At 61.4% G+C, this 26,848-nt stretch carries 28 protein-coding genes; 14 read left to right on the forward strand and 14 right to left on the reverse strand.

Annotation, left to right across the window (positions count from 1 at the left end; translation table 11 throughout):
- The 3 genes from dnaA to ACSQ8R_RS00015 all read left to right on the forward strand — a co-directional run.
- On the forward strand, window positions 1-1,467 hold a 1,467-nt coding region (gene dnaA, locus ACSQ8R_RS00005), incomplete at its 5' end, for a chromosomal replication initiator protein DnaA (RefSeq protein WP_436251508.1).
- 5 nt (window positions 1,468-1,472) lie between these two features.
- Window positions 1,473-2,090, forward strand: a complete 618-nt coding sequence (locus tag ACSQ8R_RS00010; protein WP_436251509.1) for a LysE family translocator — start codon at window positions 1,473-1,475, stop codon at window positions 2,088-2,090.
- Window positions 2,091-2,099: 9 nt separating this feature from the next.
- Window positions 2,100-2,693, forward strand: a complete 594-nt coding sequence (locus ACSQ8R_RS00015) for a class I SAM-dependent methyltransferase (protein WP_436251510.1) — start codon at window positions 2,100-2,102, stop codon at window positions 2,691-2,693.
- An 11-nt stretch (window positions 2,694-2,704) separates the two neighbouring features.
- On the opposite strand, the gene hemW is transcribed toward ACSQ8R_RS00015, so the two are convergent.
- Genes hemW through rph form a run of 4 tightly spaced genes read right to left on the reverse strand, consistent with a single transcriptional unit; the run spans window position 2,705 to window position 5,705 of the window.
- Window positions 2,705-3,898, reverse strand: a complete 1,194-nt coding sequence (gene hemW / locus ACSQ8R_RS00020) for a radical SAM family heme chaperone HemW (RefSeq protein WP_436251511.1) — start codon at window positions 3,896-3,898, stop codon at window positions 2,705-2,707.
- 6 nt (window positions 3,899-3,904) lie between these two features.
- Window positions 3,905-4,549, reverse strand: a complete 645-nt coding sequence (gene rdgB / locus ACSQ8R_RS00025; RefSeq protein WP_436251512.1) for an RdgB/HAM1 family non-canonical purine NTP pyrophosphatase — start codon at window positions 4,547-4,549, stop codon at window positions 3,905-3,907.
- Complete coding sequence (locus ACSQ8R_RS00030) at window positions 4,549-4,965, reverse strand: VOC family protein (protein WP_436251513.1); 417 nt, start codon at window positions 4,963-4,965, stop codon at window positions 4,549-4,551. The genes rdgB and ACSQ8R_RS00030 overlap by 1 nt, the downstream gene beginning before the upstream one ends.
- 23 nt (window positions 4,966-4,988) lie before the next feature.
- A complete protein-coding gene (gene rph, locus ACSQ8R_RS00035; protein WP_436251514.1) occupies window positions 4,989-5,705 on the reverse strand; it encodes a ribonuclease PH in 717 nt (238 codons plus the stop codon).
- Between the two features lie 177 nt (window positions 5,706-5,882).
- Here rph and hrcA point away from each other — a divergent pair, with 177 nt between their 5' ends.
- Together hrcA and grpE are read left to right on the forward strand one after the other, a co-directional pair.
- A complete protein-coding gene (gene hrcA / locus ACSQ8R_RS00040) occupies window positions 5,883-6,962 on the forward strand; it encodes a heat-inducible transcriptional repressor HrcA (RefSeq protein WP_007763362.1) in 1,080 nt (359 codons plus the stop codon).
- Between the two features lie 117 nt (window positions 6,963-7,079).
- Entirely contained in the window at window positions 7,080-7,721 is a 642-nt protein-coding gene (gene grpE / locus ACSQ8R_RS00045) for a nucleotide exchange factor GrpE (RefSeq protein WP_436251515.1), read from the forward strand.
- Window positions 7,722-7,934: 213 nt separating this feature from the next.
- Here grpE and ptsN read toward each other — a convergent pair whose 3' ends face one another.
- The 6 genes from ptsN to lptC form a co-directional block, all read right to left on the reverse strand.
- Entirely contained in the window at window positions 7,935-8,399 is a 465-nt protein-coding gene (gene ptsN / locus ACSQ8R_RS00050; RefSeq protein WP_436251516.1) for a PTS IIA-like nitrogen regulatory protein PtsN, read from the reverse strand.
- 77 nt (window positions 8,400-8,476) lie between these two features.
- A complete protein-coding gene (hpf, locus tag ACSQ8R_RS00055; protein WP_037079483.1) occupies window positions 8,477-9,052 on the reverse strand; it encodes a ribosome hibernation-promoting factor, HPF/YfiA family in 576 nt (191 codons plus the stop codon).
- Window positions 9,053-9,298: 246 nt separating this feature from the next.
- Window positions 9,299-10,855, reverse strand: a complete 1,557-nt coding sequence (rpoN, locus tag ACSQ8R_RS00060; protein WP_436251517.1) for an RNA polymerase factor sigma-54 — start codon at window positions 10,853-10,855, stop codon at window positions 9,299-9,301.
- Window positions 10,856-11,046: 191 nt separating this feature from the next.
- On the reverse strand, window positions 11,047-11,829 hold the full coding sequence (lptB, locus tag ACSQ8R_RS00065) for an LPS export ABC transporter ATP-binding protein (RefSeq protein ID WP_210011660.1): 783 nt from the start codon (window positions 11,827-11,829) through the stop codon (window positions 11,047-11,049).
- Between the two features lie 36 nt (window positions 11,830-11,865).
- Window positions 11,866-12,420 (reverse strand): LptA/OstA family protein, encoded by a 555-nt coding sequence (locus ACSQ8R_RS00070; RefSeq protein WP_436251518.1) that lies wholly within the window; start codon window positions 12,418-12,420, stop codon window positions 11,866-11,868.
- Window positions 12,421-12,433: 13 nt separating this feature from the next.
- A complete protein-coding gene (gene lptC / locus ACSQ8R_RS00075; RefSeq protein WP_436251519.1) occupies window positions 12,434-13,102 on the reverse strand; it encodes an LPS export ABC transporter periplasmic protein LptC in 669 nt (222 codons plus the stop codon).
- 208 nt (window positions 13,103-13,310) lie between these two features.
- On the opposite strand from lptC, the gene sppA reads away from it, so the two are divergent.
- From sppA to ACSQ8R_RS00090, 3 genes are all read left to right on the forward strand, one after another.
- A complete protein-coding gene (sppA, locus tag ACSQ8R_RS00080; protein ID WP_436251520.1) occupies window positions 13,311-14,267 on the forward strand; it encodes a signal peptide peptidase SppA in 957 nt (318 codons plus the stop codon).
- Between the two features lie 26 nt (window positions 14,268-14,293).
- Window positions 14,294-14,593 carry an integration host factor subunit beta gene (locus ACSQ8R_RS00085; protein ID WP_007759833.1) on the forward strand — a complete coding sequence of 100 codons (300 nt, stop codon included), beginning with the start codon at window positions 14,294-14,296 and terminating at the stop codon, window positions 14,591-14,593.
- A gap of 102 nt (window positions 14,594-14,695) precedes the next feature.
- On the forward strand, window positions 14,696-15,031 hold the full coding sequence (locus tag ACSQ8R_RS00090) for a lipopolysaccharide assembly protein LapA domain-containing protein (protein ID WP_436251521.1): 336 nt from the start codon (window positions 14,696-14,698) through the stop codon (window positions 15,029-15,031).
- Between the two features lie 15 nt (window positions 15,032-15,046).
- Here the strand turns inward: ACSQ8R_RS00090 and ACSQ8R_RS00095 are convergent, their stop codons facing one another.
- Window positions 15,047-15,502, reverse strand: a complete 456-nt coding sequence (locus ACSQ8R_RS00095) for an SRPBCC family protein (RefSeq protein WP_436251522.1) — start codon at window positions 15,500-15,502, stop codon at window positions 15,047-15,049.
- Between the two features lie 175 nt (window positions 15,503-15,677).
- Between ACSQ8R_RS00095 and ACSQ8R_RS00100 the strand changes: the two genes are divergently transcribed.
- The 5 genes from ACSQ8R_RS00100 to ACSQ8R_RS00120 all read left to right on the forward strand — a co-directional run bounded on the left by ACSQ8R_RS00100 (window position 15,678) and on the right by ACSQ8R_RS00120 (window position 20,940).
- Window positions 15,678-16,787, forward strand: a complete 1,110-nt coding sequence (locus tag ACSQ8R_RS00100) for a class I SAM-dependent methyltransferase (protein ID WP_436255332.1) — start codon at window positions 15,678-15,680, stop codon at window positions 16,785-16,787.
- Window positions 16,784-17,644, forward strand: coding sequence for a TrmH family RNA methyltransferase (locus ACSQ8R_RS00105; RefSeq protein WP_436251523.1), 861 nt, complete (start codon window positions 16,784-16,786; stop codon window positions 17,642-17,644). The genes ACSQ8R_RS00100 and ACSQ8R_RS00105 overlap by 4 nt, the downstream gene beginning before the upstream one ends.
- Window positions 17,641-18,132 carry a signal peptidase II gene (lspA, locus tag ACSQ8R_RS00110; protein WP_436251524.1) on the forward strand — a complete coding sequence of 164 codons (492 nt, stop codon included), beginning with the start codon at window positions 17,641-17,643 and terminating at the stop codon, window positions 18,130-18,132. Before ACSQ8R_RS00105 ends, lspA begins: the two co-directional genes overlap by 4 nt.
- 54 nt (window positions 18,133-18,186) lie before the next feature.
- Entirely contained in the window at window positions 18,187-19,968 is a 1,782-nt protein-coding gene (locus tag ACSQ8R_RS00115; RefSeq protein WP_436251525.1) for an ATP-binding response regulator, read from the forward strand.
- A gap of 99 nt (window positions 19,969-20,067) precedes the next feature.
- Window positions 20,068-20,940: a GNAT family N-acetyltransferase gene (locus tag ACSQ8R_RS00120; protein ID WP_436251526.1), complete on the forward strand. Its 873-nt coding sequence runs from the start codon at window positions 20,068-20,070 to the stop codon at window positions 20,938-20,940.
- Here ACSQ8R_RS00120 and ACSQ8R_RS00125 read toward each other — a convergent pair.
- From ACSQ8R_RS00125 to ACSQ8R_RS00135, 3 genes are all read right to left on the reverse strand, one after another.
- Window positions 20,937-21,326 carry a type II toxin-antitoxin system VapC family toxin gene (locus tag ACSQ8R_RS00125; RefSeq protein WP_436251527.1) on the reverse strand — a complete coding sequence of 130 codons (390 nt, stop codon included), beginning with the start codon at window positions 21,324-21,326 and terminating at the stop codon, window positions 20,937-20,939. The two genes, ACSQ8R_RS00120 and ACSQ8R_RS00125, sit on opposite strands and share 4 nt — an antisense overlap.
- On the reverse strand, window positions 21,323-21,568 hold the full coding sequence (locus ACSQ8R_RS00130) for a type II toxin-antitoxin system Phd/YefM family antitoxin (RefSeq protein WP_436251528.1): 246 nt from the start codon (window positions 21,566-21,568) through the stop codon (window positions 21,323-21,325). Before ACSQ8R_RS00130 ends, ACSQ8R_RS00125 begins: the two co-directional genes overlap by 4 nt.
- A 70-nt stretch (window positions 21,569-21,638) precedes the next feature.
- Window positions 21,639-23,936, reverse strand: a complete 2,298-nt coding sequence (locus ACSQ8R_RS00135; protein ID WP_436251529.1) for an NADP-dependent malic enzyme — start codon at window positions 23,934-23,936, stop codon at window positions 21,639-21,641.
- 197 nt (window positions 23,937-24,133) lie between these two features.
- Between ACSQ8R_RS00135 and mutS the strand changes: the two genes are divergently transcribed.
- The gene (mutS, locus tag ACSQ8R_RS00140) at window positions 24,134-26,782 is read left to right on the forward strand and encodes a DNA mismatch repair protein MutS (RefSeq protein WP_436255333.1); all 2,649 of its coding nucleotides are present in this window, start codon (window positions 24,134-24,136) and stop codon (window positions 26,780-26,782) included.
- Window positions 26,783-26,848: the final 66 nt, after the last annotated feature.

Genomic DNA, 26,848 nt, shown 5'->3' on the forward strand with positions numbered 1-26,848 from the left:
ATGAAGCATGATGCTCTTTTTGAGCGGTTTAGTGCACGTCTGAAGGCACAGGTCGGTCAGGATGTTTATGCAAGCTGGTTCGGGCGTTTGAAGCTGCATTCCGTTTCAAAGAGTGTTGTTCGGCTCACGGTTCCGACCACCTTTCTGAAGTCCTGGATCAACAATCGTTACCTCGATCTCATTACATCCATATTCCAGGCGGAAGACGCTGAAATCCTGAAGGTGGAAATCCTGGTGCGTAGCGCAAGCCGCAGTGCCAAGGCACCGATCTCGGGAGAAGAACGCAGCTTGGCGCCGGAACCTGCTGTTGTTGCGTCGTTTCCGCGTGCTCAGGGTCCTCGCGAAATCGGCAAGATCGCCGCTTTCCCGTCGCCGTCTGCTGCGCCAGCGCGTTCCACCCAGGCTCCCGGACCGCTGTTTGGCTCTCCGCTCGACAGCCGCTTTACCTTCGACACTTTTGTAGAAGGCCCGTCGAACCGGGTAGCGCTTGCCGCGGCCAAGACCATCGCCGAAGCCGGCGCCAGTGCGGTCCGTTTCAATCCGCTCTTCATTCACTCGGGCGTCGGCCTCGGCAAGACGCACCTTCTGCAGGCGATCGCCAACGCGGCTGTCGGCAGCGAGCGCATGCCGCGGGTCGTCTATCTGACGGCCGAATATTTCATGTGGCGCTTTGCGACCGCGATCCGCGACAACGACGCGCTGACGCTCAAGGACTCGTTGCGCAATATCGATCTGCTGATCATCGACGACATGCAGTTCCTGCAGGGCAAGATGATCCAGAACGAATTCTGCCATCTCCTGAACATGCTGCTCGACAGCGCCAAGCAGGTGGTGGTTGCCGCCGATCGTGCGCCCTGGGAGCTGGAGTCGCTCGATCCTCGCGTCCGCTCGCGTCTGCAGGGTGGCGTGGCGATCGAAGTCGAGGCGCCGGACTATGAAATGCGTCTCGAGATGATCAAGGGCCGCCTGGCGACTGCCCGTCAGGACGACCCGTCGCTCGATATCCCGGCGGAAATCCTCAGTCATGTCGCACGCAATGTGACCGCCAGCGGTCGTGAGCTGGAAGGCGCGTTCAACCAGCTTCTGTTCCGCCGTTCCTTCGAGCCCTCCCTCTCGATCGAGCGCGTCGATGAACTGCTCGCCCATCTCGTCGGTGCAGGCGAGGCCAAGCGCGTCCGCATCGAGGACATCCAGCGCATCGTCGCCCGTCATTATAATGTATCGCGCCAGGAACTGGTCTCGAACCGGCGCACCCGGGTCATCGTCAAGCCGCGCCAGATCGCCATGTATCTGTCGAAGACGCTGACGCCGCGCTCCTTCCCGGAAATCGGTCGCCGTTTCGGCGGCAGGGATCATACGACCGTCCTGCATGCGGTCCGCAAGATCGAGGAACTGATTTCGGGTGACACGAAGCTCAGCCACGAGGTAGAACTGCTGAAACGGCTGATCAACGAGAACAACGCTTAAGATCCATGTTTCTGCTTTCGGTAGCAACGATCTGGGCCGTGGCGTGCATAACGCCAGGGCCCAATACGCTTCTGGTCATGCGTTATGCGCTGACCGCTCCACGGCGCGTGCCGATCATGGCGGCGATGGGGACGATCACCGGCACGCTGTGCTGGGGTTTTGCCGGCTGGCTGGGGATCAATGCCCTGTTTCAGGCGGCTCCCCTTGCCTATGTGGCGCTCAAGATCGTCGGCGGGCTGTATCTCGTCTGGCTCGGGTTGAAGATATTCCTGGATGCACGAAAGTCGCGCCAGTCGGCGGAGATCGTGGCGGCGCGTATCGAGGTGCCGCTCAAGACCGCCTACCGGATGGGTCTCGCGACCAATCTCGCCAACCCGAAATCGGCGCTCTTCGTGGCCAGTCTTTTCGCCGCGACCATGCCGGCCGGCACGCCCTTCCTGTATGGCCTAGCGGCAATTGCGGTCATGGTCACCGTCTCGACCGTCTATTATACCTTCCTGGTGGCGCTGATAACCCACCGGAGGGTGGCGGCGGCCTATCTCAGGGCCAAGAAGAAGATCGATCTCGGCGTCGGCACGGTCTTCGTCGGCTTCGGCACCAAGCTGCTGATGTCGCAGCGCTGAGGATCACGAATGGCTGTCGAAAAAGATCCGACTGCCAGCTTCTACAGCGAAAATGCGGTGACCTACGCGGCGAATTCCGCGCCGAGCCCACGCCGCCTCGATGGGTTCCTGGCAAAACTTGCGCCCGGCGCAGCCATCCTCGAACTCGGCTGTGGCAGCGGGCGGGATAGCGCGGTCATGATCGGGCGGGGTTTCGACGTCACGCCCACGGATGGTACGCCGGAGATGGCGGAGCAGGCTTCCAAATACCTGGGCAGGCCGGTTGACGTGCTCCGTTTCGGGGAAATCGACGTGATCTCGGAGTTTGACGGCATATGGGCCAATGCATGTCTCCTGCATGCGCCGCGAGCGGAACTCAGTGGTATTCTCGGCCGCATCCACAAGGCCTTGCGCCCGGGCGGCGTCTTCTACGCGAGCTTCAAGGCTGGCGAGGCCGAAGGCCATGATGGGCTGGGACGTTACTACAACTATCCATCCAAAGCCTGGCTAAGCGCGGCTTACGGGCATTTCGCCTGGGCTTCCGTGGATATCGACGAGGAGCAGGGCAGCGGCTACGACAGAAAGCCGACCGACTGGCTGCATGTTCTGGCGGTAAAGGCCTGAACGCCGGATTTTCAGCAAGCCAGATCGGCGACCACCGCGTCGAGTATCAGCATTCCGGACGGCGTGCAGCGCAGCCGCGAATTGCCGAGGCGCTCGATGAAGCCGTGTTCCAGCAGCCGCTCCTCGCGGATCGGGTCCGGGTCCCGGCCGGAAAGCTGTTGCCAGCGGGCCAGATCGACGCCTTCCCGCAGGCGTAGGCCCATCAGCAGCAATTCGTCGGCCTGTTCCTCGTAGCCGAGGATCTCCTCGTCCAGCATGCCGTGACCGATGCGTTCCACCTGTTCCAGCCAGGTTTCCGGACGCCGCTCGGTGGAGGTCGCAATCTTGTTTCGGCCGCGCATCAGTCGGCCGTGAGCACCCGGGCCTATGCCGGCATAATCGCCATACCGCCAATAGGTCAGGTTGTGGCGGCTTTCAGCACCGGGGCGAGCGTGATTGGAGACCTCGTAGGCCGGCATGCCGAACCCTTCGGTAATCTGCTGCGTTGCCTCGTAAAGGGCCGCCGACTGATCGTCATCCGGCACGATCAGCTTGCCGGCCTTGTGCAGGCCATAGAAGGGCGTGCCTTCCTCGATGGTGAGCTGGTAGAGCGACAGATGGTCGACCGCGTAGGAAACCGCTTCCTTGAGTTCCGCCTCCCAGGCCTCGACCGTCTGTTTGGGCCGGGCATAGATGAGGTCGAAGGACATGCGCGGAAAGATCTCCCGCGCCAGCCTGATCGCCTTCAGGGCATCGGCGACGTCATGCAGCCGTCCAAGGAATTTGAGGTCCGGATCGTTGAGCGCCTGCACGCCGAGCGAAACACGGTTGACGCCGGCGGCGCGATAGCCACGGAAGCGGGTCGCCTCGACGCTCGAAGGGTTGGCCTCCATGGTGATCTCGATACCATCGGGCACGTGCCAGTGCTTGGCGATGCCGTCGAGGATCGCCGAGACTGTCGCCGGGTCCATCAGCGACGGCGTACCGCCGCCGAGGAAGACGCTGGTAACGGTCTTCGGCCCGCTCATGCGCCGCATCACTTCCATTTCCTTGAGGAAGGCGGCGGTGAAGCGCGGCTGGTCCACCGGCTGGTGGCGCACATGGCTGTTGAAGTCGCAATAGGGGCATTTGGCCGCGCAGAACGGCCAATGCACATAGACGCCGAAGCCCGGTTCGCCGGTATCCGGCAGAAGGGTATTGGACAGAAGGGGGGCGGCAGAATTCAAAGCGCCTCAAGCCTCCAGGCAGGTTTCGACGAAACGCTTGAAGGCGCGGGCACGGTGCGAAAGCGCTTCCGGCTCGCCGGGTTTCCAGCCATGTTTCTGATCACTACTCATTTCACCGAATGTAATATCATAGCCTTGCGGTTGGAAGACCGGGTCATAACCAAAACCCTGGGTGCCGCGCGGCGGCCACACCACCGTGCCTTCTACCTCGCCACGGAACATTTCCGTGTGCCCATCCGGCCAGGCGAGACAAAGTACGCTCACAAAGCGGCAGCCGCGCTGCTCCGGCCTGGTCGCACCGCGCTCCTCAAGCGCCTTCTCGATCTTCTCCATCGCCATCTGAAAGTCCCGGCTGCCGTCCTCGCGTTCCGCCCAGTTGGCGGTATAGACGCCCGGCGCACCGTCGAGGGCGTCGATGACGATGCCGGAATCATCCGACAACGCCGGCAGTCCGGAGGCTTTGGCGGAGGCGAGCGCCTTGATCGCGGCATTTTCTTCGAATGTCGTGCCCGTTTCGTCGGGCTCTCCGAATTTCAGTTCGGCGGCGGATTTCGCGGAAAAACCGAAGGGACCGATCAGCTCTGCAATCTCGCGGATTTTTCCGGCATTGTGGCTGGCCACGACGATCGTCTTGGTATCGAGCTTGCGCATTATGATTCCTGTTCGATATTCCAGAGCCTTGGCTCCGCGCATTCCACGCTGTTGCCGGCCGGATCGCGGAAATAGATTGAGCGGGCACCGTTCGGCCAGCGGAAATCGCTTTCGATGGCAATGCCTGCCTTGTTGAGCTTTTCCCTGATCCTGTCAATCGCCTCGCCGGTCATGCGAAAGCAGATATGCCCGGGTCCCGTCGCGCCATGGGGCGGTACGGGCAGCGCATCGGCCGGCGGCGGCTTGATCGTCTCGGCGGGGTTGAAGATCAGCAGGATGCCCGGCCCACAGCGGAAGAATACATGCCTGTTGCCGGCTCGCAGAACTTTTTCAAGGTCGAGAATGCCGCCGTAAAAGACTTCGGCGGCATCCAGGTCATCGGCGTAAAGCGCGGTTTCGAGAATGCCTTCGATCAAACAGCACCTCTTTTCTGCGAGTTTCAGGCGATCGCCTGCTTCTGCATCGCCACCAGTTGCTGGGTACCGTCCTGAGCCAGTGCCAAGAGGTTCAGGAATTCTTCCTGGCTGAACGGCTTGCCCTCGGCCGTGCCCTGCACTTCGACAATGCCGCCGGTGCCGGTCATTACGAAATTCGCATCCGTCTCCGCGGCCGAATCCTCGATATAGTCGAGGTCGATTACCGGCTGACCTGCAAAGATGCCGCAGGAGATCGCCGCGACGTGATCTTTCAGTACCTTCTCGACCTTGGTCATCGAGCGGGCTTCCATCCACTTCAAACAATCGTAGAGCGCAATCCAGCCACCGGTGATCGAAGCCGTGCGCGTGCCGCCATCTGCCTGGATGACGTCGCAATCGACGGTGATCTGCTTTTCGCCGAGCGCTTCCAGATCGATGACGGCGCGCAAGGACCGGCCGATCAGGCGCTGGATCTCCTGGGTGCGGCCGCCCTGCTTTCCGGCAGCGGCTTCGCGCTTCATGCGGTCGCCCGTGGCGCGCGGAAGCATGCCGTATTCGGCGGTCACCCAGCCCTTGCCGCTGTTGCGCAGCCACGGCGGGGTCTTTTCTTCCAGGCTCGCGGTGCAGAGCACATGCGTGTCGCCGAACTTCACAAGGCAGGAGCCTTCCGCATGTTTGGAGAAATTGCGCTCGAATGAGACCTTGCGCATCTGGTTCAACTGTCTGCCTGAAGGCCGCATGCTTCACTCCCTGGATTTCTGTTTCCGCCTTCTACGGCCCTGGCCAAGCTTTTGCAAAGAAAAAGGCCCTGGGAGCTCTGAGGGCCATTGATTTCGGCTGTGGCGATTTTCCCTTTGGAGAAGGCGAGGCGAATGACTATATTTTGTCGAAAGATCAACGGAACGGTGAAGGTCTAGATGGGATTTTCGGCATCGACGGGTAGGGACAGCGGCTCTGTGCTCGATGACCGTTCGCGCGAAATTTTCCGCCGCATCGTGGAAAGCTACCTGGAAACGGGGGAGCCGCTCGGCTCCCGCAATCTTTCCCGCCTTCTGCCCATATCGCTCTCGCCGGCCTCCGTGCGCAACGTGATGAGCGATCTCGAGGAACTCGGTCTCATCTATTCCCCGCATATCAGCGCCGGCCGCCTGCCGACCCAGTCGGGGCTTCGTTTTTTCGTTGATGCCTTCATGCAGGTCGGAGACCTTTCAGCCGAGGAGCGCGCCAGTATCGACCGGCAGATCCGGCCTGCGGATCGCGATCAGCCGATCGAAAGCCTGATGGCTGAAGCAACCCGGATGCTGTCGGGGGTCTCGCGCGGCGCCGGCATCGTCATCACCACGAAGAGCGACCCGGTCCTCAAGCATGTCGAGTTCATTCGCCTGGAGCCGACCAAGGCGCTCGCGGTGCTGGTCGGTGATCATAACCAGGTGGAAAACCGCATCATCGAACTCCCGGCCGGCGTGACGTCGTCGCAGCTGACCGAGGCCGCCAATTTCCTGAATGCGCATCTCAGCGGCCAGACCCTGCCGGAGCTGCGCGGCCAGCTGAAGACACTCAAGGATCAGGTGCAGGGCGAGCTTTATGCGCTCTCGCAGGAGCTGGTGGAGCGCGGTCTGGCGGTGTGGTCCGGCGACAGCGAGGAAGGCAAGCCGACCCAGCTCATCGTCCGCGGCCGGGCCAACCTGCTCGAGGGCCTGGCGGATGTTGCCGATCTCGATCGTCTGCGGCTTCTTTTCGACGATCTCGAAAAGAAGGACAGCCTGATCGAGATACTCGATCTGGCTGAAAAGGGACCGGGCGTTCGAATCTTCATCGGCTCGGAAAACAAGTTGTTCTCCCTCTCGGGCTCCTCGCTCATCGTGGCGCCCTATCGTGACGGCGAGGACCGGATCGTCGGCGCCGTCGGTGTCATCGGGCCGACGCGGCTCAACTATTCCCGTATCGTTCCGATGGTGGATTACACCGCGCAGCTGCTTGCCCGGCTATCGCGCTGATTTCGCGACGGAGCCGGCCCAACTTTCCCACCAAGCCTTGATTTTTTCACTTTAAACCTCGATATCGGGCACAAATCCACGCCCGTAAATCCAAGCCAAGAATAACCGGAGACCGTCATGACCGACGAAACCAACAAGAACGGACCTGACGCAGCTGCTGCCGAGAACACGGCGGAAGCTGTCGCCTCTGCTCTTGAGGACGCGGCCAACCAGAAGAATGCCGAGGCGCCCGTCGCCGAACCGGATCCACTGGAATTGCTGAAGGCCGAAAATAACGAACTGCGCGACCGCTTCCTCCGGCTTGCCGCCGAGATGGACAACCTGCGCCGCCGCACCGAACGCGAGATCAAGGACGCAAAGACCTACGCGGCAGCCGGCTTTGCGCGCGACATGCTCGCCGTTTCGGACAACCTGCGCCGGGCGCTGGACGCCGTGCCGACCGAAATGCGCGCCACAGCAGACGCCTCGCTGACCACCCTCCTGGAGGGCGTCGAGATGACCGAGCGTTCCATGCTGTCGGCGCTGGAACGCCACGGCGTAAAGAAGATCGATGCGGAAGGCCAGAAGTTCGATCCGAACTTCCACCAGGCCATGTTCGAGATCCCGAACCCTGCCGTTCCGAACAACACGGTGGTCCAGGTGGTCCAGGCCGGCTTCACGATCGGCGAACGCGTGTTGCGCCCCGCTATGGTCGGTGTCGCAAAGGGCGGTCCGAAGGCGGAGGCCTCCGCAGAGACCGCCGGCGAGAAGAATGCCTGAAAGCGTTGAAAAGCGGGCGGCGAACCCGCTTTTCGCTTTGCGCCGGATGCTCACCCGGCGTTTCGCAGCCCTGCGGGCAAGCCCGCTCGGCCCGGCAAGCCCGCTCGACTAAGTCGATGCAAGTCTTCCCGCCCATGGAGCTCAAAGACAAAACCGCCCGGCGCTCAATCAGCGGCCGGGCGGTTCGTTTCGTCCCCACGAATGGATATGCGGTCAGGCGGCGTGGTTTGCCTGCTCCTCGTTGAGGAAGGCATAGATCGCCGAAGCGGAATCGGTCTTGCGCAGCTTGGCGACAAGCTCCTGGTCACGCAGGACGCGGGCGATGCGCGACAGTGCCTTCAGGTGGTCGGCGCCGGCGCCTTCGGGTGCGAGCAGCAGGAACACCAGATCGACCGGCTCATCATCGAGCGCTTCGAAATCGACCGGCGCTTCAAGGCGCGCGAAAATCCCCTTGATCGACGAGATGCTGTTGAGCTTGCCGTGCGGGATGGCGATTCCGTGGCCGACGCCAGTGGAACCGAGCCTTTCGCGCTGCAGGATGATGTCGAAGATTTCTCGTTCGCTCACGCCCGTCAGCTTTGAAGCCTTGGACGCCAGCTCCTGCAATAGCTGCTTTTTGGAATTTACCTTTAGGGCAGGAATAATCGCATCTTGCTGCAGCAAATCTGCCAATGCCATTCTTGTCATCCTTCGTGCCGCAAGAGCTTTTTGCCCTAGGCGAAGGGGAGCGCCGTTTCCGACGCTCTCCCAAAGTTTTAGTTCTTGATATTGGTGGAATCGATCCAGCCAATATTGCCGTCATTGCGGCGGTACACAATGTTCAGATGTTCCTTGCCGGGGCTGCGGAACAGAAGAACAGGCTCGTCTGTCATATCAAGTGCCATGACGGCGCTTGCGACCGTCATCGTCTTCAACTGCTTCGAGCTTTCCGCGACGATAGTCGGCGCGAAATCCTCGGGCACTTCCTCCCCTTCATCCGGTACGCTGTCCATAACAGTGTAGGCAACTTCCGCATAACCATTCACATGGTTGCCGGCATGATGATCCTTGAGCCGCCGCTTGTAGCGGCGCAGACGCTTTTCAATCCGCTGTGCCGCGGCGTCGAAACTGATCTGCGGATCATTCGCCTCGCCAGCCGCATGCAGGACGATCCCGGTATCGAGATGCACCTTGCAGTCGGCAGAAAAGCGCGAACCAGCCTTTTCCACGATGACTTGGCTCGAATAGCCTCCGTCGAAGTATTTTGTAACCGCTTCTCCGATTTGGTCCTCGATCCTTTGACGGAACGAATCGCCAATTTCCATATGCTTACCGGATACACGCACACTCATGGAGTTCTTCCTTCTTGTCGTGACTTGCGTTTTTCAGTCTACGCCAAGCCGTCCCCTCATCCAAGCCGTTCGCATGCCACTGCGCTAAATTGCTGCAATCGATGCCTGTCTGGATGATGCGATACGTTTCGTGCCATGTCCCGTGCAGTTGCGGCGGGCTTCTAGCGCCCGATGTTTTGAATGTCAACGGTGGTCCGCCTCGGGATTTCTACATAGGACTGTGGAACCGCCTGTTTCAGTCGCTTCTCAGTATGCCGCGACCCCGGCGATCGCACGTTTTTCGCGGCGGCGCTGGACGGAGGAGGGGATGTTCATCGCCTCCCGGTATTTAGCGACGGTGCGGCGCGCAAGTTCCACTCCGCCGCGTTTCAGGCTGATCACGATATCGTCGTCCGAAAGCACCGCATCCGGCGTCTCCTGGGCGATAAGCAGGCGAATCCGGTGGCGCACGGCCTCTGCCGAATGGCTGTCGCCGCCTTCTTCTGCGGAGCCGATCGACACCGTGAAGAAATATTTGAGTTCGAACAGGCCTCGCGGGGTCAGCATGTATTTGTTGGAGGTGACGCGGCTGACCGTGGATTCATGCATCTTGATCGCTTCGGCAACGGTCTTGAGATTGAGCGGCCGCAGGTGATCGACGCCGTGCATCAGGAAGGCATCCTGCTGGCGGACGATTTCTGTCGCCACCTTCATGATCGTCTTGGCCCGCTGGTCGAGGCTGCGCGTCAGCCAGTTGGCGTTCTGCATGCAATCGGAGAGGAAATTATGGTCGTCGCCGTTTTTCGGGCAGTGCTTCGACACCGTCTGGAAATAGGTATGGTTCACCAGAACGCGCGGCAGGGTGTCCGGATTGAGTTCCACCATCCAGCCGCCGTCGGGTGCTGCGCGAACGACGATATCCGGTGAAATCGTCTCTGACATGCCGCGCTCGAAACCTGCGCCGGGCTTCGGGTTGAGGCCGCGAATTTCCGCAAGCATGTCGATCAGGTCTTCGTCGTCAACCCCGCAAATCTTTCGAAGCGAGGCGAAGTCGCGTTTGCCGAGCAGGTCCAGATGTCTGATCAGTGCATCCATGGCCGGATCGAGCCGATCCTTTTCCCGAAGCTGGATTGCCAGACATTCGCCGAGCGACCGCGCGAAGACGCCCGGCGGATCAAGCGTCTGCAGCGAATGCAGGATGGCTTCCACATTCCCGGCGCTTCTGCCGAGGCGGGCAGCGATCTCTTCGATGTCGCCCAGCATGTAACCCGCCTCGTCCAGTTGATCGACGAGATGCTGAGCAATCAGGCGGCTGGCCGCATCGACGATCAGGAAGGGGATCTGCTGGTTCAGATGATCACGCAGCGTCACCTGGCCGGCGACGAAATCATCCAGGTCGTAGTCTTCGCCGGTTTCTCCCCCCGGCATGGACTTCCATTGGCTGAGCAACTCCGGCGCATCGGCGCGCCGCACCGGGCCGTCGTCCGGGAAGACATTTTCAAAGCCCGTATCGAGCCCTTCGCCGAGCCTCTCGGCGCTGATGGAGGAGGAGCCCTCATACCAGTCGCTATCGACTTCGGCGGCTGCCGAGCTCCCGTGGCCCTCGGTCGGAGCAAAGTCGTCGGCCGTTTCGAAGCCTGTTTCCGCGTCGTTTTCGCTGTCGCTTGACGTAATTTCGAGCAGCGGGTTCTTTTCGACTTCCTGGGCGATGAACTGGTTGAGTTCGAAATGCGTCATCTGCAGCAGCTGGATGGATTGCATCAGCTGCGGTGTCATCACCAGCGATTGGGTTTGGCGTAGGAAAAGATTAGCGGATAGACCCATGGCGGACGCGAAACTCCCCTGCAATCCCCTTGAACCACCCGATCATGGAGTGGCGGACGCTCGACCTGACCGAGCCTCCACAAGGCCAAATTTGCATCTGGCACAAGAATTGCTTTTTTGAAAGATTTGGTCAAGCGCTGCAGTGCGGGAAAGTAAATTTCTTTGTCGCGCTGCAGCGACCGGACTCGCGCCTAAAGGCTGAACTTGTCGCCGAGGTAAAGACGGCGAACATCCGGGTTGTTGACGATATCGTCGGCCCGGCCATGCGTCAGTACTTCGCCTGCGTGGATGATATAGGCCCGGTCGATCAGGCCCAGTGTCTCGCGGACGTTGTGATCCGTTATCAGAACGCCGATCCCGCGCGCCGTCAAGTGGCGAACGAGGTTCTGGATGTCGGAGACGGAAATGGGATCGACGCCGGCAAAAGGTTCGTCGAGCAGCATGAAGGCTGGATCGGTGGCAAGCGCCCGGGCGATTTCGAGGCGCCGGCGTTCGCCGCCGGAAAGTGCGACTGCCGCCGATTTCCGCAGCTGGCTGATATGAAACTCTTCCAGCAGTTCGTCGAGCTTGCTTTCCCGTTTGTCCCTGTCGGGTTCATGCACTTCCAGCACCGCGCGGATGTTTTCCTCGACGGTCAGGCCGCGGAAGATCGAGGCTTCCTGCGGCAGGTAACCCACGCCCAGGCGGGCGCGGCGATACATCGGCATATGGGTGACTTCGTTGCCGTTGATGGCGATCATGCCTTCGTCCACCGGCACCAGGCCGGTGATCATGTAAAAGCAGGTCGTCTTGCCCGCGCCGTTCGGCCCGAGCAACCCGACAGCTTCGCCACGACGCACGACCAGCGACACGCCGTTGACGACGCGACGGGTATCGTAGGTCTTCGAAAGCCCGTGCGCGACCAGCGTACCCTCGTAGCGCGCTTTATCGCGTACGACGAAGGGTTCGGGCGCGGACGGCTTCCCTGCCGACAGACTGGTGAGGAACGGTATTTTCACGTCAAATGTCTATTATTGCTTCGGTCGCGATTTCGGGTCGAGCAGGATTTCGACGCGCCCGCCACAGGCGTCGAGCTTGGCCTGGCCGGTTTCCATCAGCACGGTGAGTTTGCAACCCTTGAAGACGTTGGGGCCTTCGGAGAGCACGACCTGCTTGCCGGAAAGCACGAAGGTCTGGGATTTCATGTCGAACTCGCCCTTCTCGGCGGTCGCCTGCTGCGTCCCGGAGGTCAGGAACACCGTCTCGTCAAGGAAGATCTTGTCGATATTGGCGCTGCCCGAGGTCACCGAACCGCCCTCACCCGTATACAGAACCGTCATCTTGCCGGCCTTCATCGTGGTCGTGCCCTGCACGACCTGGACGTTGCCGGTAAAATAGGCCTTCTTTTCCTGTTCCTTGATCTCGAGCTGGTCGCTCTGGATCTGGATCGGCTGGTCGCCGGAAAGCTTCAGGCCTTCCATCTGGCTGGTGGTGGTCTGGGCCTGCGCGGTCGCTGCCAGACAGGAGATGAATCCTGCCGCGATCAGAACTGCGGTATTGCGTGTAAGAAGGCGGCGATTGATCATGACGGCCGGGGCTCTACTTGCCTTGGTTGCGGATGGTGGCTGGATCGAGGTGGACGCGAACCTGGCCCTTGAAGGTGATGGTACGTCCCTTATCCGTTATCTTTAAAGACTCTGCAACAATAGAGCCTTCTTTCATGGAGATATCGACGTGCTCGGGTGATTCCATCACACCTGCGTTGATATCGAGATGCGCGGACTTGAAGCGGGCGGTGATCCCGTTGCTCAGATTGACGTCGAACGGGGAGCTGAGATCGAGCATGTCGGTGCCGCGGTCGAAATCGGCGGCGGTCGCGGTCACCCGCGCAATCACGTCGTCATTGACCGGCACGGCAGCCTTTACGTCCTCGAGCGTGATCATGTTCGAGTTCTGGATATCCTGCAGCGCGCGGTTGGCGGTCATCGAGTAACTGATGCCGTCCTTGTTGCGGCCGGAGATCGCCGGCCGTTCCATGACGATCTTGCCGTTTTCGATCCGGGCGTTTTCAATCGAGAGGTTCTCCGGCAGATATGCGCGGATGATCGAGACGCCGATGAAGGCGGCCGAAATCACGCCGGCCAGGATCGGCAGCAATATCTTGAGCCTGCGCACGATCGCGGAATGCGCCAGCGCCGCCTGATAGGCATCCGGGCGCGGCTCCAGCGCCGCCGTAAAGCCTGCCGTTTTTCGAATATGCTGAAGCATGAGTGCCGGATAGTTCCTTACCAACCCGTCTCCGTTCTCATCTCGGTTGTGCCGGATAGAGCGGTTGCGAGCTTTGCGTTGTCCGCCAATATGGTTTTGATTCAATCAACAAACAATAATGGACAACATAAAAACGTGATGTGGCCTGCTGCAAAACGCGCTAGAGAGCCTATTTAGCAACGGCGGTTCATCTCAAAGGGTGATTTTTATGGATCAAATGGCAATTGCGGACCGGCGTTCCCTGCGCCGCAAGCTGAGTTTCTGGCGGGTCGTCGCACTTGTTTTCCTGGTCGGCATCGGATTCGCGCTTTACCGGGTCGTTGCCGGCGAGGGTGCCCGATCTGCCGTGCCGCACGTCGCCCGCATCGAAATCTCCGGCATGATCACCGATGACAAGGACTTGCTGGAGCGCCTCGACAAGATCGCGAAAAGCAGCCAGGCCAAGGCGTTGATCGTCTCGATCTCTTCTCCGGGCGGGACCACCTATGGCGGCGAGCGCATCTTCAAGGCGATCCGGAAGGTTTCCGAAAATAAGCCGGTGGTTTCCGATATCCGCACGCTGGCCGCCTCCGCCGGCTACATGATCGCCACGGCCGGCGACCAGATCGTCGCGGGTGAAAGCTCGATCACCGGATCGATCGGGGTGATCTTCCAATACCCGCAGATCGACGAGGTGATGAAGAAGGTCGGCGTCTCTCTGGAGGAGATCAAGTCGGCGCCTCTGAAGGCCGAGCCGTCGCCCTTCCATCCGGCGAGCGAGGAAGCCAAGACGATGATCCGCAACATGGTGATGGACAGCTATGCCTGGTTCGTCGATCTCGTTGCCGATCGCCGCAAGCTGCCGCGCGACGAAGTTCTGAAGCTCGCGGACGGCACGATCTTCACCGGCCGCCAGGCGCTCAGCGTCAAGCTTGTCGACAAACTGGGCGGTGAGGAGGACATCCGCGACTACTTTGAATCGCGCGGCGTCTCCAAGGACCTGCCGGTCGTCGATTGGAAGGAGCGCAATTCCTCATCGTCCTTCTGGTTCGCGAGCGCCGTCAGCGAGTTGTTCAAGCTCTCCGGTTTCGGCCAGGCGATCACTCCCGACGCCCTTCGCACCTTCGGCGCAGACAAGTTGTTTCTTGACGGTCTTGTCTCCGTTTGGCAGGTTGGGCGCGGTTGAAAATCTAAACTTTTCAGGGGGCAACCGTGATCAAGTCAGAACTGGTGCAGATCGTCGCGGCTCGCAATCCGCATCTCTACCACCGCGACGTCGAGAACATCGTGAACGCCGTGCTCGACGAGATCACCGATGCCCTGGCCGGCGGAAATCGTGTCGAACTGCGCGGCTTCGGCGCGTTTTCGGTGAAGAACCGTCCTTCCCGGTCGGGCCGCAATCCGCGCACCGGCGAGAGCGTCTTCGTCGAAGAAAAATGGGTTCCTTTCTTCAAGACGGGCAAGGAACTGCGCGAGCGCCTGAATCCGGGCCTCGACGACGAAGAAGATTGATTCCTCCGGCGCGCCCTTCCGCCGCCCTTGAAACCCCATAAAGCGCGCCTATTCTGCAACAGATGCTGTTAAACAGCAGAGGTTCTGCTGCCGGAGATTCACATGGACAAGTTCAAACGGATCATTTCGCTCGTGATTTTCGTGCCGCTCGGCATCGTGCTGATCGTGCTCGCCGTCGCGAACCGTCAGATGGTCACGCTCGCGCTCAATCCCTTCCGGCCCGAAGACGGCATGTTGGCGGTGAGCGCGCCGTTTTTCCTGTTCCTGTTCCTGGCCTTGCTGATCGGGATGTTCATCGGTTCGTTCGTGACCTGGTGGAGCCAGGGCAAGCACCGCAAGCAGGCTCGCGTCGAAGCGCGCGAAGCGGTCCGGTGGCAGAGCGAACACAAGGCCGCCGTCGCTGGACGGCCGGCCTCGGCTCAACTTCCTTCCAAGTGAATTCAGGCGCAGTAATTAGGCTTGCGCGGCCTTGGCGACCACCGCCTTGTTGAAGTCCGCGAAGAACTGGCCCGCGAGCTTTTGCGAAGTGGAATCGATCAGCCGCGAGCCGAGCTGCGCGATCTTGCCACCCACCTGGGCCTTGGTGGAGTATCGAAGCACCGTATCGCTGCCGTCTTCCACCAGCGTAACGGTCGCGGAACCCTTGGCAAAACCTGCGATGCCGCCCTTGCCTTCGCCCGATATCGTGTAGCTTTCCGGCGGGTTGATGTCTGAGAGCGTCACCTCGCCGGAGAAGCTGGCCGAAACCGGGCCGACCTTCAGCTTGACGGTTGCGGCAAGCTCGGTTGGAGACTTCTGTTCGAGCGTCTGGCAACCGGGGATGCACTGGCGAAGGATTTCCGGATCGTTCAACGCCGCCCAGACCACTTCGCGAGGTGCCGCAATACGCTCTTCGCCGCCCATATCCATGTGATGATCCTCCGTCCACCGTTGCCAGACTTATTGCAAGGGCGGCGATCTTTGCCAAGGGGGACAAAAGGCGGACAGGCCGGGCCGTCAATAAAACGCCCAGCCATCGGCTCCCCGGCTTTGAAGAATGGCCAGCAAATGCTATCTGCTGCCGCAACTCTCAAAATCCGAGCGGATGAACGTATTGAAGAACAAGGAAAGGCGGCCGGGTGAAAAAGCCCGGAGCGAGGCGGGCAACCGGTCCTCCCGCGGGTACGCCGCCGCAAAACCAGCGGCAGTCAAGCAGGCCTCGCGGCCACAGGAAAGGACCGCGAAACCTGCGCCGGCAGCAGCGCCGGCGGAAACCCGACCGCTTTTGCCGCGCAGCGGCGAGCGGCCGCCCGAGCGCGTGCCGATCATCCTCGAATCGTCCGGTGCCGGTGATTTTCACCTGATCGACAGCGGCAACGGGCTGAAACTCGAGCAATACGGACCCTATCGCATCGTCCGGCCGGAAGCCCAGGCGCTCTGGCAGCCGTCTCTTCCCGCCCATCTATGGGAAAAGGCGGACGCGCTGTTTACCGGAGACACGGACGAGGACGGCATGGGCCGCTGGCGGTTCTCCAAGGAAGCGCTGGGCGAAACCTGGCCGCTGTCGCTGCTTGGCGTCGATTTCCTCGGCCGCTTCACCTCCTTCCGCCATGTCGGGGTCTTCCCGGAGCAGATCGTTCACTGGGAATGGATGAAGAACCGCATCGAGGAAGCGAAAAGGCCGGTGAAGGTGCTGAACCTGTTCGGCTACACGGGCGTCGCTTCGCTGGTCGCGGCGGCTGCCGGCGCGGAAGTCACCCATGTGGACGCCTCCAAGAAGGCGATCGGCTGGGCGCGCGAAAACCAGTCGCTTGCCCGCCTGGATAAGGCTCCGATCCGCTGGATCTGCGAGGATGCGATGAAGTTCATCCTGCGGGAGGAGCGTCGTGGCAATCGCTACGACATCATCCTCACCGATCCGCCCAAATTCGGCCGCGGCCCGAATGGCGAAGTCTGGCAGCTTTTCGATCATCTGCCGCTGATGCTCGATATCTGCCGCGAACTGCTGTCACCCAAGGCGATCGGCCTGGTGCTGACCGCCTATTCGATCCGTGCCAGCTTCTATTCGATCCACGAGTTGATGCGCGAGACGATGCGCGGCGCCGGCGGCGCCGTGGAATCGGGCGAACTCGTCATCCGCGAGGCGGGGCTGGACGGCAAGACGCCGGGCCGCGCACTTTCCACTTCCCTTTTCAGTCGCTGGGTGCCGGCATGAACGACGATTTTCAGAAGTCCGGACCACGACGGGTCGGCCAGGTGAAGGAAGTCACCTCGCTTTCCAATCCGATCATCAAGGACATCAAGGCGCTCACCAACAAGAAGGACCGCGAAGAGAGCGGCACCTTCATGGCCGAAGGCCTGAAGCTGGTCATCGACGCGCTCGAGCTCGGCTGGTCGATCCGCACGCTCGTCTATGCGAAGGCGGCCAAGGGCAAACCGCTGGTCGAGCAGGTGGCGGCAAAGACCGTCGCCCATGGCGGGCTGGTGCTGGAGGTCAGCGAGAAGGTGCTCTCGTCGGTCACCCGCCGCGACAACCCTCAGATGGTCGTCGGCATTTTCGAGCAGCGCTGGAAAAAGCTCGACGACCTGAGGCCGGGCAGGGACGAAACGCTGATCGCGCTCGACCGCGTGCGCGACCCCGGCAATCTCGGCACCATCATCCGAACGGCAGACGCGGCTGGCGCTTCTGGCGTCATCCTGGTCGGCGAATGCACCGACCCGTTTTCGCTGGAAACCGTGCGTGCGACCATGGGGTCGGTCTTCGCGGTACCGGTCGTCAAATGTTCGGCGGAAGAATTCCTGAACTGGCAGAAGCGATCCGGCACCCAGGTGGTGGCGACGCATCTCGCAGGCGCCGTCGATTATCGCACTGTCGATTATTCGAAAAAGCCGGTCGTGCTGCTGATGGGCAACGAGCAGTCCGGGCTGCCGGACAGTCTCGCCAGGGCTGCCGATCGCACCGTTCGCATTCCCCAGCAGGGCAGGGCGGACTCGCTCAACCTCGCCGTCGCTTCCGCGGTGATGCTGTTCGAGGCCCGCCGCCATCTGCTGACCCTGGACGAGACGAAATGACCGGACACAAAGCCCTTCTTTCACGGCCTCTGGTGGCTCTCGTCGTCATCGTCTTTGCGGTCATTCTCGACCAGGTGGTGAAGATCGCCGTCGAAAAATATCTTCCGATGCAGGAGGCGGTGCCACTTCTGCCGGTGCTGGCGCTCTACCGAACCTACAATCTCGGCGTCGCCTTTTCGCTGCTGTCCGGCATGGAGCGGGAATTCATCGTCGGCATGCGGGTGCTGATCGTCGCCTTCGTGCTGTGGCTCTGGCGCCGCACGCCGAAGGAGCGCCCCTTCGCCCACAGCGGCTTCGCGCTGATTGTAGCCGGTGCGATCGGGAACCTGATCGACGGCTTCGCCTATGGCCACGTGATCGACTACATCCTGTTTCACACCGAGACTTGGTCCTTTGCCGTTTTCAATCTGGCGGACAGTTTCATCACCATCGGGGCAGGCCTGGTCATCCTCGACGAGCTGTTCGGGCCGAAAAAGGCCGATCAGTAAAATTTTACCTGATTGCTCTAAGGATTGGGAAAGAAACCCGGTTAGTCTTTCCCGATGCGAGATATCGCCGACATACATGAACGGATATCGAAGGCGTTCGCGTCTCCCGCCGCGGCCGACACGGCCGACCCGGCGGCGGAAAAGGTCGTGCCCGCCCTGGGGCTGCCGCAGGATGGGGAACGGAGGGCGCCGCGCAGCGCCTTTGCTTCGCTCCTTTCCCGGATATCCGAGTGGCGCCGCCAGCGCACGGTTCCCCGGCTCCAGCATGCGCTGAAGAATGCCGAGGCGGCCAGCGCTGCGAAATCCCGGCAGATCGCCACCGTCGTCCATGAAATCCGCACGCCGCTCAATGGCATTCTCGGCATGACCCATCTCCTCGGTCAGACCAAGCTGACGGCGGAACAGCAGAACTATCTGAGCGGCATCCGCCAGTCCGGTTATGCACTGGCACAGCTCGTCGAAGACCTGCTTGACTACTCGACGCTGGAAGCCGGACGCTTCCGGCTCAACAACCGGGCGGAAAATCTCCGCCACCTCATCGAAAACGTCGTCGAGATGCTGGCTCCGCGCGCCCATGAGAAGCGGATCGAGATCGCCGCGACAATGACGGCTGATCTTCCCGATCTTCTCGATCTCGATCCGGGGCGTATCCGCCAGGTGCTTTTCAACGTCATCGGCAACGCAGTGAAATTCACCGCCCATGGCGGCGTGCTGGTGCGGGCCGCGGTGGAGGAGGGCAACGTCGCCATTGCCGTCATCGACACCGGTCCCGGCATGGCGCCGGAGGAACTGACGCGGGTTTTCGGTGAATTCGAGCAGGTTGGCTCCGCCGAGGCACGCAGCGGCGGCACTGGTCTTGGACTCGGCATCGCCTCCCGCATCCTGACGGAATTCGGCGGATCGCTTTCCGTCGCCAGCCAAAGGGGCGCCGGCAGCACGTTCACGATCCGTTTCCCTCTGCATTTTGCGGAAACGGCGCAATCCGGCACCGGCGAACGCAACCAGTTGCTGGCCATGTCCCGGGTTCTGCTTCTCGCGCCGGAAGGACCTGCCGCCAGGGCGACGGTCGCGACCATCGAAACGCTTGGCGGCCGCTGCCGGCATGTCGCCAATACGGCCGACGCGCAGATGCTGATCGACCGTGCCGAAACGGGCCCGTTGCCCTATACCGACCTGATCGTCGATCACCGGCTGGCATCCGAGTATGCAAATGAAAAGGCGCATGCGCCGCTCCACCGCATCCTGCTCGTCAACCCCGAGGAACGCGCCTCCCAGCCGCAGGATTTCTTCGACGCCTGGCTCATCCGGCCGCTCCGGGAAAAATCTCTGATCGACGTTCTGAGCGGCCGCCTGCGCGGCTTCGGCACGCGCGACGCGCTGAATGACAATCAGGCCATGCCGCCGCCGCCGGTTATCGAGAAACATGGCGAAGGGCTCGATGTGCTGCTCGGCGAGGACGATCCCGTCAACGCGCTCATCATCCGCTCGGTTCTGACAAAGGCCGGACATCGGGTTCGTCTCGTCGATGATTTCCCGACGCTGATCGAGACGGTCCTCGACCGGGACACGCCGCTCGATCTTGTCATTTCCGACATGTACATGCCTGGAGGAGATGTTTTCAATCTCCTGGCCGCGCTGCGTGCCGAAGAGCAGAACGGCGCCCGGCCTATGGTCCCCGTGATCGTGCTGACGGGCGAAAGCCGCGAGGCCACGCACCGCGAGGTTCTTCTGAACGGGGCGAGCCGCGTCTTTGCAAAGCCGGTCGATCCGCTGACGCTTCTGGAGGAGGTCCGAATTTTGGGAGTACTCTCTGCCGATCGCCAACAGGCGCGTTGACGCGATCATCCGTGGAACCTATTGTGACAGGAGATGTCACGTTCTTGTCGCAGAGAAGTGATTAAAGGCGGTGATCAAACCGGGACGGGGAGAATCACCTTGGCAATTGAACTCCTGAACCGTGAAGTGAACCCTGAAACAACCCAGGCGCCGGCCTCTGCTCCGGTAAGCGGCGATGTCTTCGGCCGCATTGGCACGCTCGAAACGCGGCTTGCCCGCAGCGAGCGCGAGATCGATGCTGCGCAGGCTGTCCGTTATCGCGTCTTCGTCGAAGAGATGAACGCAACCCTCAATCCGGAAGCCATGCGCAGCCGTCGCGATGTCGATGCCTTCGACGCGATCTGCGACCATCTTCTGGTCGTCGACAATGCAATCGAAGGCGATATCGAAGATCAGATCGTCGGCACCTACCGCCTGCTGCGCCAGGAAGTGGCGCTTGCCAACAACGGCTTCTATTCGGCGTCGGAATTCGACATCGAGCCGCTGCTTGCGCGTCATCCCGACAAGCAGTTCATGGAACTCGGCCGCTCCTGCGTGCTGCCTGATTATCGCACCAAGCGCACCGTCGAATTGCTCTGGCAGGGCAATTGGGCCTATTCACTGAAACACGGCATGAACGCCATGTTCGGTTGCGCGTCATTCCCGGGCGTTTTACCGGAAGAGCACGCCATGGCGCTCTCCTTCCTGCACCATTCGGTCCTCACCAAGGACGAGTGGGCGGTTTCGGCACTGCCGGAACTCTACCGCTCGATGGACCTGATGCCGATGGAAGGCCTCAACGCCCGCAAGGCGCTCTCGCTGTTGCCGCCGCTGATCAAGGGTTATCTGCGCCTCGGTGCGATGGTGGGCGATGGCGCGGTCATCGACCACGCCTTCAACACCACCGACGTGCTGATCGTCCTGCCGATCGCTTCGATCTCGGACCGCTACATCACCCACTTCGGCGCCGACGCGGGACGGTTTGCGAGCTAACGGACGAGGCGGATTGGGCCGTCGTATTGTGCCACGGTTTCGTCCGACGTCAGCAGCAGCATGCCTTCGGAAATGCTCTGCGCAATGAGTATCCGGTCGAACGGGTCTTTATGAAGCCAAGGTAAGGTTTCAACCGCAAAAGCGTGTGACGCTTTTAAAGGAAGCTCGTCGTATTCGTGGCTCAACAGTTCTTGATGAAGCAAAGTTGTATCGACTTGATATCCCCTCTTCCCAAGAGAGCGCTTTATCGAGAGTTCCCAAAGACTGATGACACTAAAGAAAAATCGATGCTCTGGGTCTTCCAGAAGCTCCCTTACCTGTTGCGGTAGTCTCGGGGAATCTTCTGAAAGCCAGACTAGCAGGTGGGAGTCGAGCAGAATCCTCATTCATGCTCGCCGTAGAACATTTCCTCGATTTCCTTGGCGAACATTGTGTCGAAGTCGTCCGGAACCGAGATTTGCCCTTTCAGGAAGCCAACACGCCGTTTCTTCTTCGGTTCTTCCTCAAGCGGTACAACTTTCACCAGCGGCTTTCCCGCCTTGGCGATGACGAAAGCTTCGCCGTTCGCCGCCTCCTCGATGAGGCGCGACAAATGCGTCTTGGCTTCATGGATATTGACAGTCTTCATGAGCTGCAAAGCCTCCAAGTGGACTTAGTTTACTAAACTTAGTCCACTTGGAGCTCGCTTTCAATGAAGTCTACGTCCCCGCGTTGTAAGCCGCGATCGCCGCCATGTTGACGATATCCGAGTCCTTGGCGCCCATCGAGGTGATCTGCACCGACTTGTCGAGGCCGACCAGCAATGGGCCGATTACGGTCGAAGCGCCGAGTTCCTGCAGCATGCGGGTCGAGATCGAGGCGGAATGGATCGCCGGCATGACCAGCACGTTGGCTGTGCCTGAGAGCCGGCAGAACGGATACTGCTCCATCCGATGCGAGTTGAGCGCCACGTCCGCGCCCATTTCGCCGTCATATTCGAAATCGACGCGACGCTGGTCGAGGATCTTGACCGCCTCGCGAACCCTCTCCGACCGCTCTCCGATCGGCTGGCCGAATGTCGAATACGCAACGAGTGCGACACGCGGTTCGTATCCCATGCGCTTTGCAACGCGGGCGGCTTCGACGGCGATATCAGCCAGATCCTCGGCATTCGGCATGTCGTGGACAGCCGTGTCGGCGACGAAGATCGTCCGGCCGCGCGCGATCACCAGCGATACGCCGATCACCTTGTGCCCTGGCTTCGGATCGATGCAGCGGCTGACGTCCTGGAGCGCCGTCGCATAATTGCGGGTCGTGCCGGTCACCATCGCATCCGCATCGCCGATGGCGACCATGGTCGCGGCGAAATGGTTTCGGTCGTTATGGATAAGGCGCTGGACATCGCGATGGAGGAAGCCCTGGCGCTGCAGGCGCGCATAAAGGTGGTCGATATAGGCATCGACACGATTGGAGAGGCGTGCATTGACGACCTCGATGCCGGGACGATCGAGATCGATGCCGGCCTTTTCCGCCGTCGCGCGAATGACGTCGTCACGGCCGAGAAGAATGGCGGTGCCGAGCTTCTGGTTGGTGAAGGAAATCGCCGCGCGCATAACCTGTTCTTCTTCGGCCTCGGCGAAGACGACCCGCTTGGGGAAGCGACGGACGCGCTCGTAGATGCCTTGGGTCGTCGCGGCGATCGGATCGCGGCGGGCGGAAAGCTCGCGGCCATAGGCGGCAAGATCGGTGATGTTCTTACGGGCGACGCCGCTTTCCATCGCGGCTTCCGCCACGGCAACGGGGATCGCCGAGATGAGGCGCGGATCGAACGGGACCGGGATGATGTATTGTGCGCCGAAGCGGGGGCGGTTGCCCTGGTAGGCGGCAGCAACATCGTCGGGCACGTCTTCGCGGGCAAGATTGGCGAGCGCGTTGACGGCGGCGATCTTCATCGCATCGTTGATCTGGCTGGCGCGAACGTCGAGTGCGCCACGGAAGATATAGGGAAAGCCGAGCACGTTGTTGACCTGGTTCGGATAGTCCGAGCGGCCGGTCGCCATGATCGCGTCGTCGCGGATGCGGGCGACTTCTTCCGGGGTGATTTCCGGATCGGGGTTGGCCATCGCGAAGATGATCGGCTTGTCGGCCATCGAACGGATCATCTCTTCGGTAAAGGCGCCCTTCTGGGAAAGGCCGAACACGACATCCGCGTCCTTCATGGCTTCTTCCAGGGTCCGCTTGGTGGTTTTCACCGCATGGGCGGATTTCCACTGGTTCATGCCTTCGGTGCGGCCCTGGTAGATGACGCCCTTGGTGTCGCAGAGGATGACGTTTTCCGCATTGAACCCCATCGCCTTGATGAGTTCGACGCAGGCGATTGCCGCGGCGCCGGCGCCGTTGCAGACGAGCTTGGTGGTCTTGAGATCCCGGCCGGTCAGTTCCAGCGCGTTGATCAGGCCGGCGGCGGCGATGATCGCAGTGCCGTGCTGGTCGTCATGGAAGACCGGAATGTCCATCAGCTCGCGCAGACGGCTTTCGATGATGAAGCACTCAGGCGCCTTGATGTCCTCGAGATTGATGCCACCGAAGGAGGGGCCGAGATAGCGCACGCAATTGATGAATTCGTCGACGTTTTCGGTATCGACTTCCAGGTCGATGGAATCGACGTCGGCAAAGCGCTTGAAGAGCACGGCCTTGCCTTCCATCACCGGCTTCGAGGCAAGCGCCCCGAGATTGCCGAGGCCGAGGATCGCCGTGCCGTTCGAGATGACGGCCACCATGTTGCCGCGCGCCGTGTAATCGTAGGCAGTCGCAGGATCGGCTGCGATCGCCTTCACCGGCACTGCGACGCCTGGCGAATAGGCGAGCGACAGATCGCGCTGGGTCGCCATCGGCTTGGTGGGATTGATTTCGAGTTTACCCGGGCGGCCTTCCGAATGGAAATCGAGCGCTTCCTGTTCGGTCACGGAAGCCCGCGCACGTGCAGCCTTCTCCGTGGCCTTGTCCTTGGCAGGCATGTTTCCTCCAGCTTTTTGTGGGCAGCCGTCCTCTAGGCCGCGGCAGATGTTGTCTTTCAGGTGTCTTCATCGATAGTGTCGCAAATTCCAGCGCGCAACAAAAAATCGGTTCCGTGACACAGTTTGAAAGATTCTCCATCGAAGCCCTGAATGCTGCCGAGCTTGCCTCGGATGAAAGCCGCGCCTCGGCAACGCCGATGATGGAGCAATATATCGAGATCAAGGCGAACAATCCGGGTTCGCTGCTCTTTTACCGCATGGGCGATTTCTATGAGCTCTTCTTCGAGGATGCGGTCGATGCGTCACGTGCGCTCGGCATCACGCTCACCAAGCGCGGCCAGCATCTCGGGCGCGAAATCCCGATGTGCGGTGTGCCGGTGCACGCCGCCGACGACTATCTGCAGAAGCTGATCTCCCTCGGTTTCCGCGTCGCCGTCTGCGAACAGGTGGAAGATCCGGCGGAGGCCAGGAAGCGTGGCTCGAAATCGGTGGTGAAACGCGATGTCGTGCGGCTGGTGACGCCCGGCACGATCACCGAGGAAAAGCTGCTCTCTCCTTCCGAGTCGAACTACCTGATGGCGCTCGCCCGCATCAAGGGCGCGGCCGAGCCGCTGCTGGCGCTGGCATGGATCGATATCTCGACCGGCGTCTTCCGGCTTGCCGAAACCGATCAGTCACGGTTGCTCGCCGATATCCTGCGCATCGAACCGCGTGAACTGATCCTGCCGGACACGATGTTTCACGACACCGAGCTGAAGCCCGTCTTCGACGTGCTCGGCAAGGTCGCGGTGCCGCAGCCGTCGGTGCTCTTCGACAGCGCCAGCGCCGAGGGCCGCATCACCCGTTATTTCGGCGTCGGCACGCTCGACGGTTTCGGTAATTTTTCGCGCGCGGAGCTGGCTGCCGCCGCAGCCGCCGTCGCTTATGTGGAAAAAACCCAGATCGCCGAACGCCCGCCGCTTGGCCGACCGGAGCGCGAAAGCGGCGCCTCTACCCTCTTCATCGACCCGGCGACCCGCGGCAACCTGGAACTGACGAAGACCTTGTCGGGCGAGCGTGAAGGCACGCTCCTGAAGGCCATCGACCGCACGGTGACCGGCGGCGGAGCCCGCCTGCTCGCTGAACGATTGATGTCGCCGCTCACGGATCCCGACCGCATCAATCGGCGTCTCGATTCCATCTCCTTCCTGCTCGAAGAGCCGTCGCTTTGCAGTGAACTGCGGTCTGGGCTGAAACACGTGCCGGATATGCCGCGCGCCTTGTCGCGCCTGGCGCTCGACCGTGGCGGCCCGCGCGATCTCGGCAGTATCCAGCAGGGTTTGGAAGCGGCCCGCGGCGTCGCGGCTTTCCTCGACAGGGCCATGTTGCCCGAGGAACTGGGACAGGCCCTCGACGACCTGAAGGCTCTGCCGCTTCATCTGGAATCCATGCTCGGCAACATGCTGGCGCAGGAACTGCCGCTCCTCAAGCGCGACGGCGGGTTCCTCGCCGAAGGCGCTCATTCGGACCTCGACGAGGTCCGGGCGCTGCGTGACCAGTCGCGCCGGGTCATTGCCGCGCTCCAGCTCCAATATGCCGAGGAGACCGGCATCAAGTCGCTGAAGATCAAGCACAACAACGTGCTTGGCTATTTCATCGAGGTGACGGCCGGCAATTCCGGCACCATGACCGATACGCCGGAAGGCAAGGCGCGTTTCATCCATCGCCAGACCATGGCAAGCGCCATGCGTTTCACGACGACGGAACTCGCAGATCTCGAAAGCCGCATCGCCAATGCCGCCGACAAGGCGCTGACCATCGAACTCGAAGCCTTCGACAGGATGGTCGCGGCTGTGACCTCCGAAGCCGAGGCGATCAAGGCCGGCGCCCGGGCGCTGGCGGTGATCGACGTCGCGGCGGGCCTTGCCATGCTTGCCGACGAATGGAGCTATCGCCGTCCGATCGTCGATGCCTCGCGCATGTTCGCGATCGAGGGCGGCCGCCATCCGGTGGTGGAGCAGGCGCTGCGCAGACAATCCGTCGGCCCGTTCATCGCCAACGATTGCGATCTCTCTCCCCACAATGGCGGCGAGTTCGGGGCGCTTTGGCTGCTCACCGGCCCCAACATGGGCGGTAAATCGACCTTCCTGCGCCAGAACGCGCTGATCGCCATCCTCGCCCAGATGGGTTCCTTCGTGCCGGCGGCCTCCGCCCATATCGGCATCGTCGATCGGCTGTTCTCCCGCGTCGGCGCCTCGGACGATCTGGCCCGCGGTCGCTCCACCTTCATGGTCGAGATGGTTGAGACCGCCGCCATCCTCAACCAGGCGAGCGACCGTTCGCTGGTCATCCTCGACGAGATCGGCCGCGGCACCGCGACCTTCGACGGTCTGTCGATCGCCTGGGCGGCCGTCGAGCACCTGCACGAGGCGAACAGGTGCCGTGGTCTCTTCGCCACCCATTTCCACGAGCTGACGGTGCTGTCGGAAAAGCTGAACCGGCTTTCCAACGCCACGATGCGGGTGAAGGAATGGGATGGCGAGGTGATCTTCCTGCATGAAGTCGGGCCGGGTGCCGCCGACCGATCCTACGGAATTCAGGTCGCGCGGCTTGCCGGCCTTCCCGACTCCGTGGTCGCCCGCGCCCGCGACGTGTTGACCAAGCTGGAAGATTCCGATCGCAAGAACCCGGCGAGCCAGCTGATCGACGACCTGCCGCTCTTCCAGGTCGCCGTTCGCCGTGAGGAGGCCAAGCGCGCGGGGCCGTCCAAGGTCGAGGACGCGCTGAAGGCCATCAATCCGGACGACATGACGCCCCGCGAGGCTCTGGATGCGCTCTATGCGCTGAAGAAGGAGCTTAAGGCATAAAGTTCCGTCAAGGGTTCAGGGAGGGCCATCCTGGGCTACCCGGAGGCGAAGGACGGGTGCCGAGGG

Origin of the sequence: Neorhizobium sp. LjRoot104, assembly GCF_964253725.1 — a bacterium.
Classification (GTDB): domain Bacteria; phylum Pseudomonadota; class Alphaproteobacteria; order Rhizobiales; family Rhizobiaceae; genus Neorhizobium.

Excerpts from the sequence above, each read along its gene's own strand:
- ACSQ8R_RS00010 (WP_436251509.1), top strand. The coding sequence starts at position 1,473 with ATGTTTCTGCTTTCGGTAGCAACGATCTGGGCCGTGGCGTGCATAACG.
- ACSQ8R_RS00015 (WP_436251510.1), top strand. The coding sequence starts at position 2,100 with ATGGCTGTCGAAAAAGATCCGACTGCCAGCTTCTACAGCGAAAATGCG.
- rdgB (WP_436251512.1), bottom strand. The coding sequence starts at position 4,549 with ATGCGCAAGCTCGATACCAAGACGATCGTCGTGGCCAGCCACAATGCC.
- rph (WP_436251514.1), bottom strand. The coding sequence starts at position 5,705 with ATGCGGCCTTCAGGCAGACAGTTGAACCAGATGCGCAAGGTCTCATTC.
- hrcA (WP_007763362.1), top strand. The coding sequence starts at position 5,883 with ATGGGATTTTCGGCATCGACGGGTAGGGACAGCGGCTCTGTGCTCGAT.
- grpE (WP_436251515.1), top strand. The coding sequence starts at position 7,080 with ATGACCGACGAAACCAACAAGAACGGACCTGACGCAGCTGCTGCCGAG.
- ptsN (WP_436251516.1), bottom strand. The coding sequence starts at position 8,399 with ATGGCATTGGCAGATTTGCTGCAGCAAGATGCGATTATTCCTGCCCTA.
- hpf (WP_037079483.1), bottom strand. The coding sequence starts at position 9,052 with ATGAGTGTGCGTGTATCCGGTAAGCATATGGAAATTGGCGATTCGTTC.
- rpoN (WP_436251517.1), bottom strand. The coding sequence starts at position 10,855 with ATGGGTCTATCCGCTAATCTTTTCCTACGCCAAACCCAATCGCTGGTG.
- ACSQ8R_RS00070 (WP_436251518.1), bottom strand. The coding sequence starts at position 12,420 with ATGATCAATCGCCGCCTTCTTACACGCAATACCGCAGTTCTGATCGCG.
- lptC (WP_436251519.1), bottom strand. The coding sequence starts at position 13,102 with ATGCTTCAGCATATTCGAAAAACGGCAGGCTTTACGGCGGCGCTGGAG.
- sppA (WP_436251520.1), top strand. The coding sequence starts at position 13,311 with ATGGATCAAATGGCAATTGCGGACCGGCGTTCCCTGCGCCGCAAGCTG.
- ACSQ8R_RS00090 (WP_436251521.1), top strand. The coding sequence starts at position 14,696 with ATGGACAAGTTCAAACGGATCATTTCGCTCGTGATTTTCGTGCCGCTC.
- ACSQ8R_RS00095 (WP_436251522.1), bottom strand. The coding sequence starts at position 15,502 with ATGGATATGGGCGGCGAAGAGCGTATTGCGGCACCTCGCGAAGTGGTC.
- ACSQ8R_RS00100 (WP_436255332.1), top strand. The coding sequence starts at position 15,678 with ATGAACGTATTGAAGAACAAGGAAAGGCGGCCGGGTGAAAAAGCCCGG.
- ACSQ8R_RS00105 (WP_436251523.1), top strand. The coding sequence starts at position 16,784 with ATGAACGACGATTTTCAGAAGTCCGGACCACGACGGGTCGGCCAGGTG.
- lspA (WP_436251524.1), top strand. The coding sequence starts at position 17,641 with ATGACCGGACACAAAGCCCTTCTTTCACGGCCTCTGGTGGCTCTCGTC.
- ACSQ8R_RS00115 (WP_436251525.1), top strand. The coding sequence starts at position 18,187 with ATGCGAGATATCGCCGACATACATGAACGGATATCGAAGGCGTTCGCG.
- ACSQ8R_RS00125 (WP_436251527.1), bottom strand. The coding sequence starts at position 21,326 with ATGAGGATTCTGCTCGACTCCCACCTGCTAGTCTGGCTTTCAGAAGAT.
- ACSQ8R_RS00130 (WP_436251528.1), bottom strand. The coding sequence starts at position 21,568 with ATGAAGACTGTCAATATCCATGAAGCCAAGACGCATTTGTCGCGCCTC.
- ACSQ8R_RS00135 (WP_436251529.1), bottom strand. The coding sequence starts at position 23,936 with ATGCCTGCCAAGGACAAGGCCACGGAGAAGGCTGCACGTGCGCGGGCT.
- mutS (WP_436255333.1), top strand. The coding sequence starts at position 24,134 with ATGATGGAGCAATATATCGAGATCAAGGCGAACAATCCGGGTTCGCTG.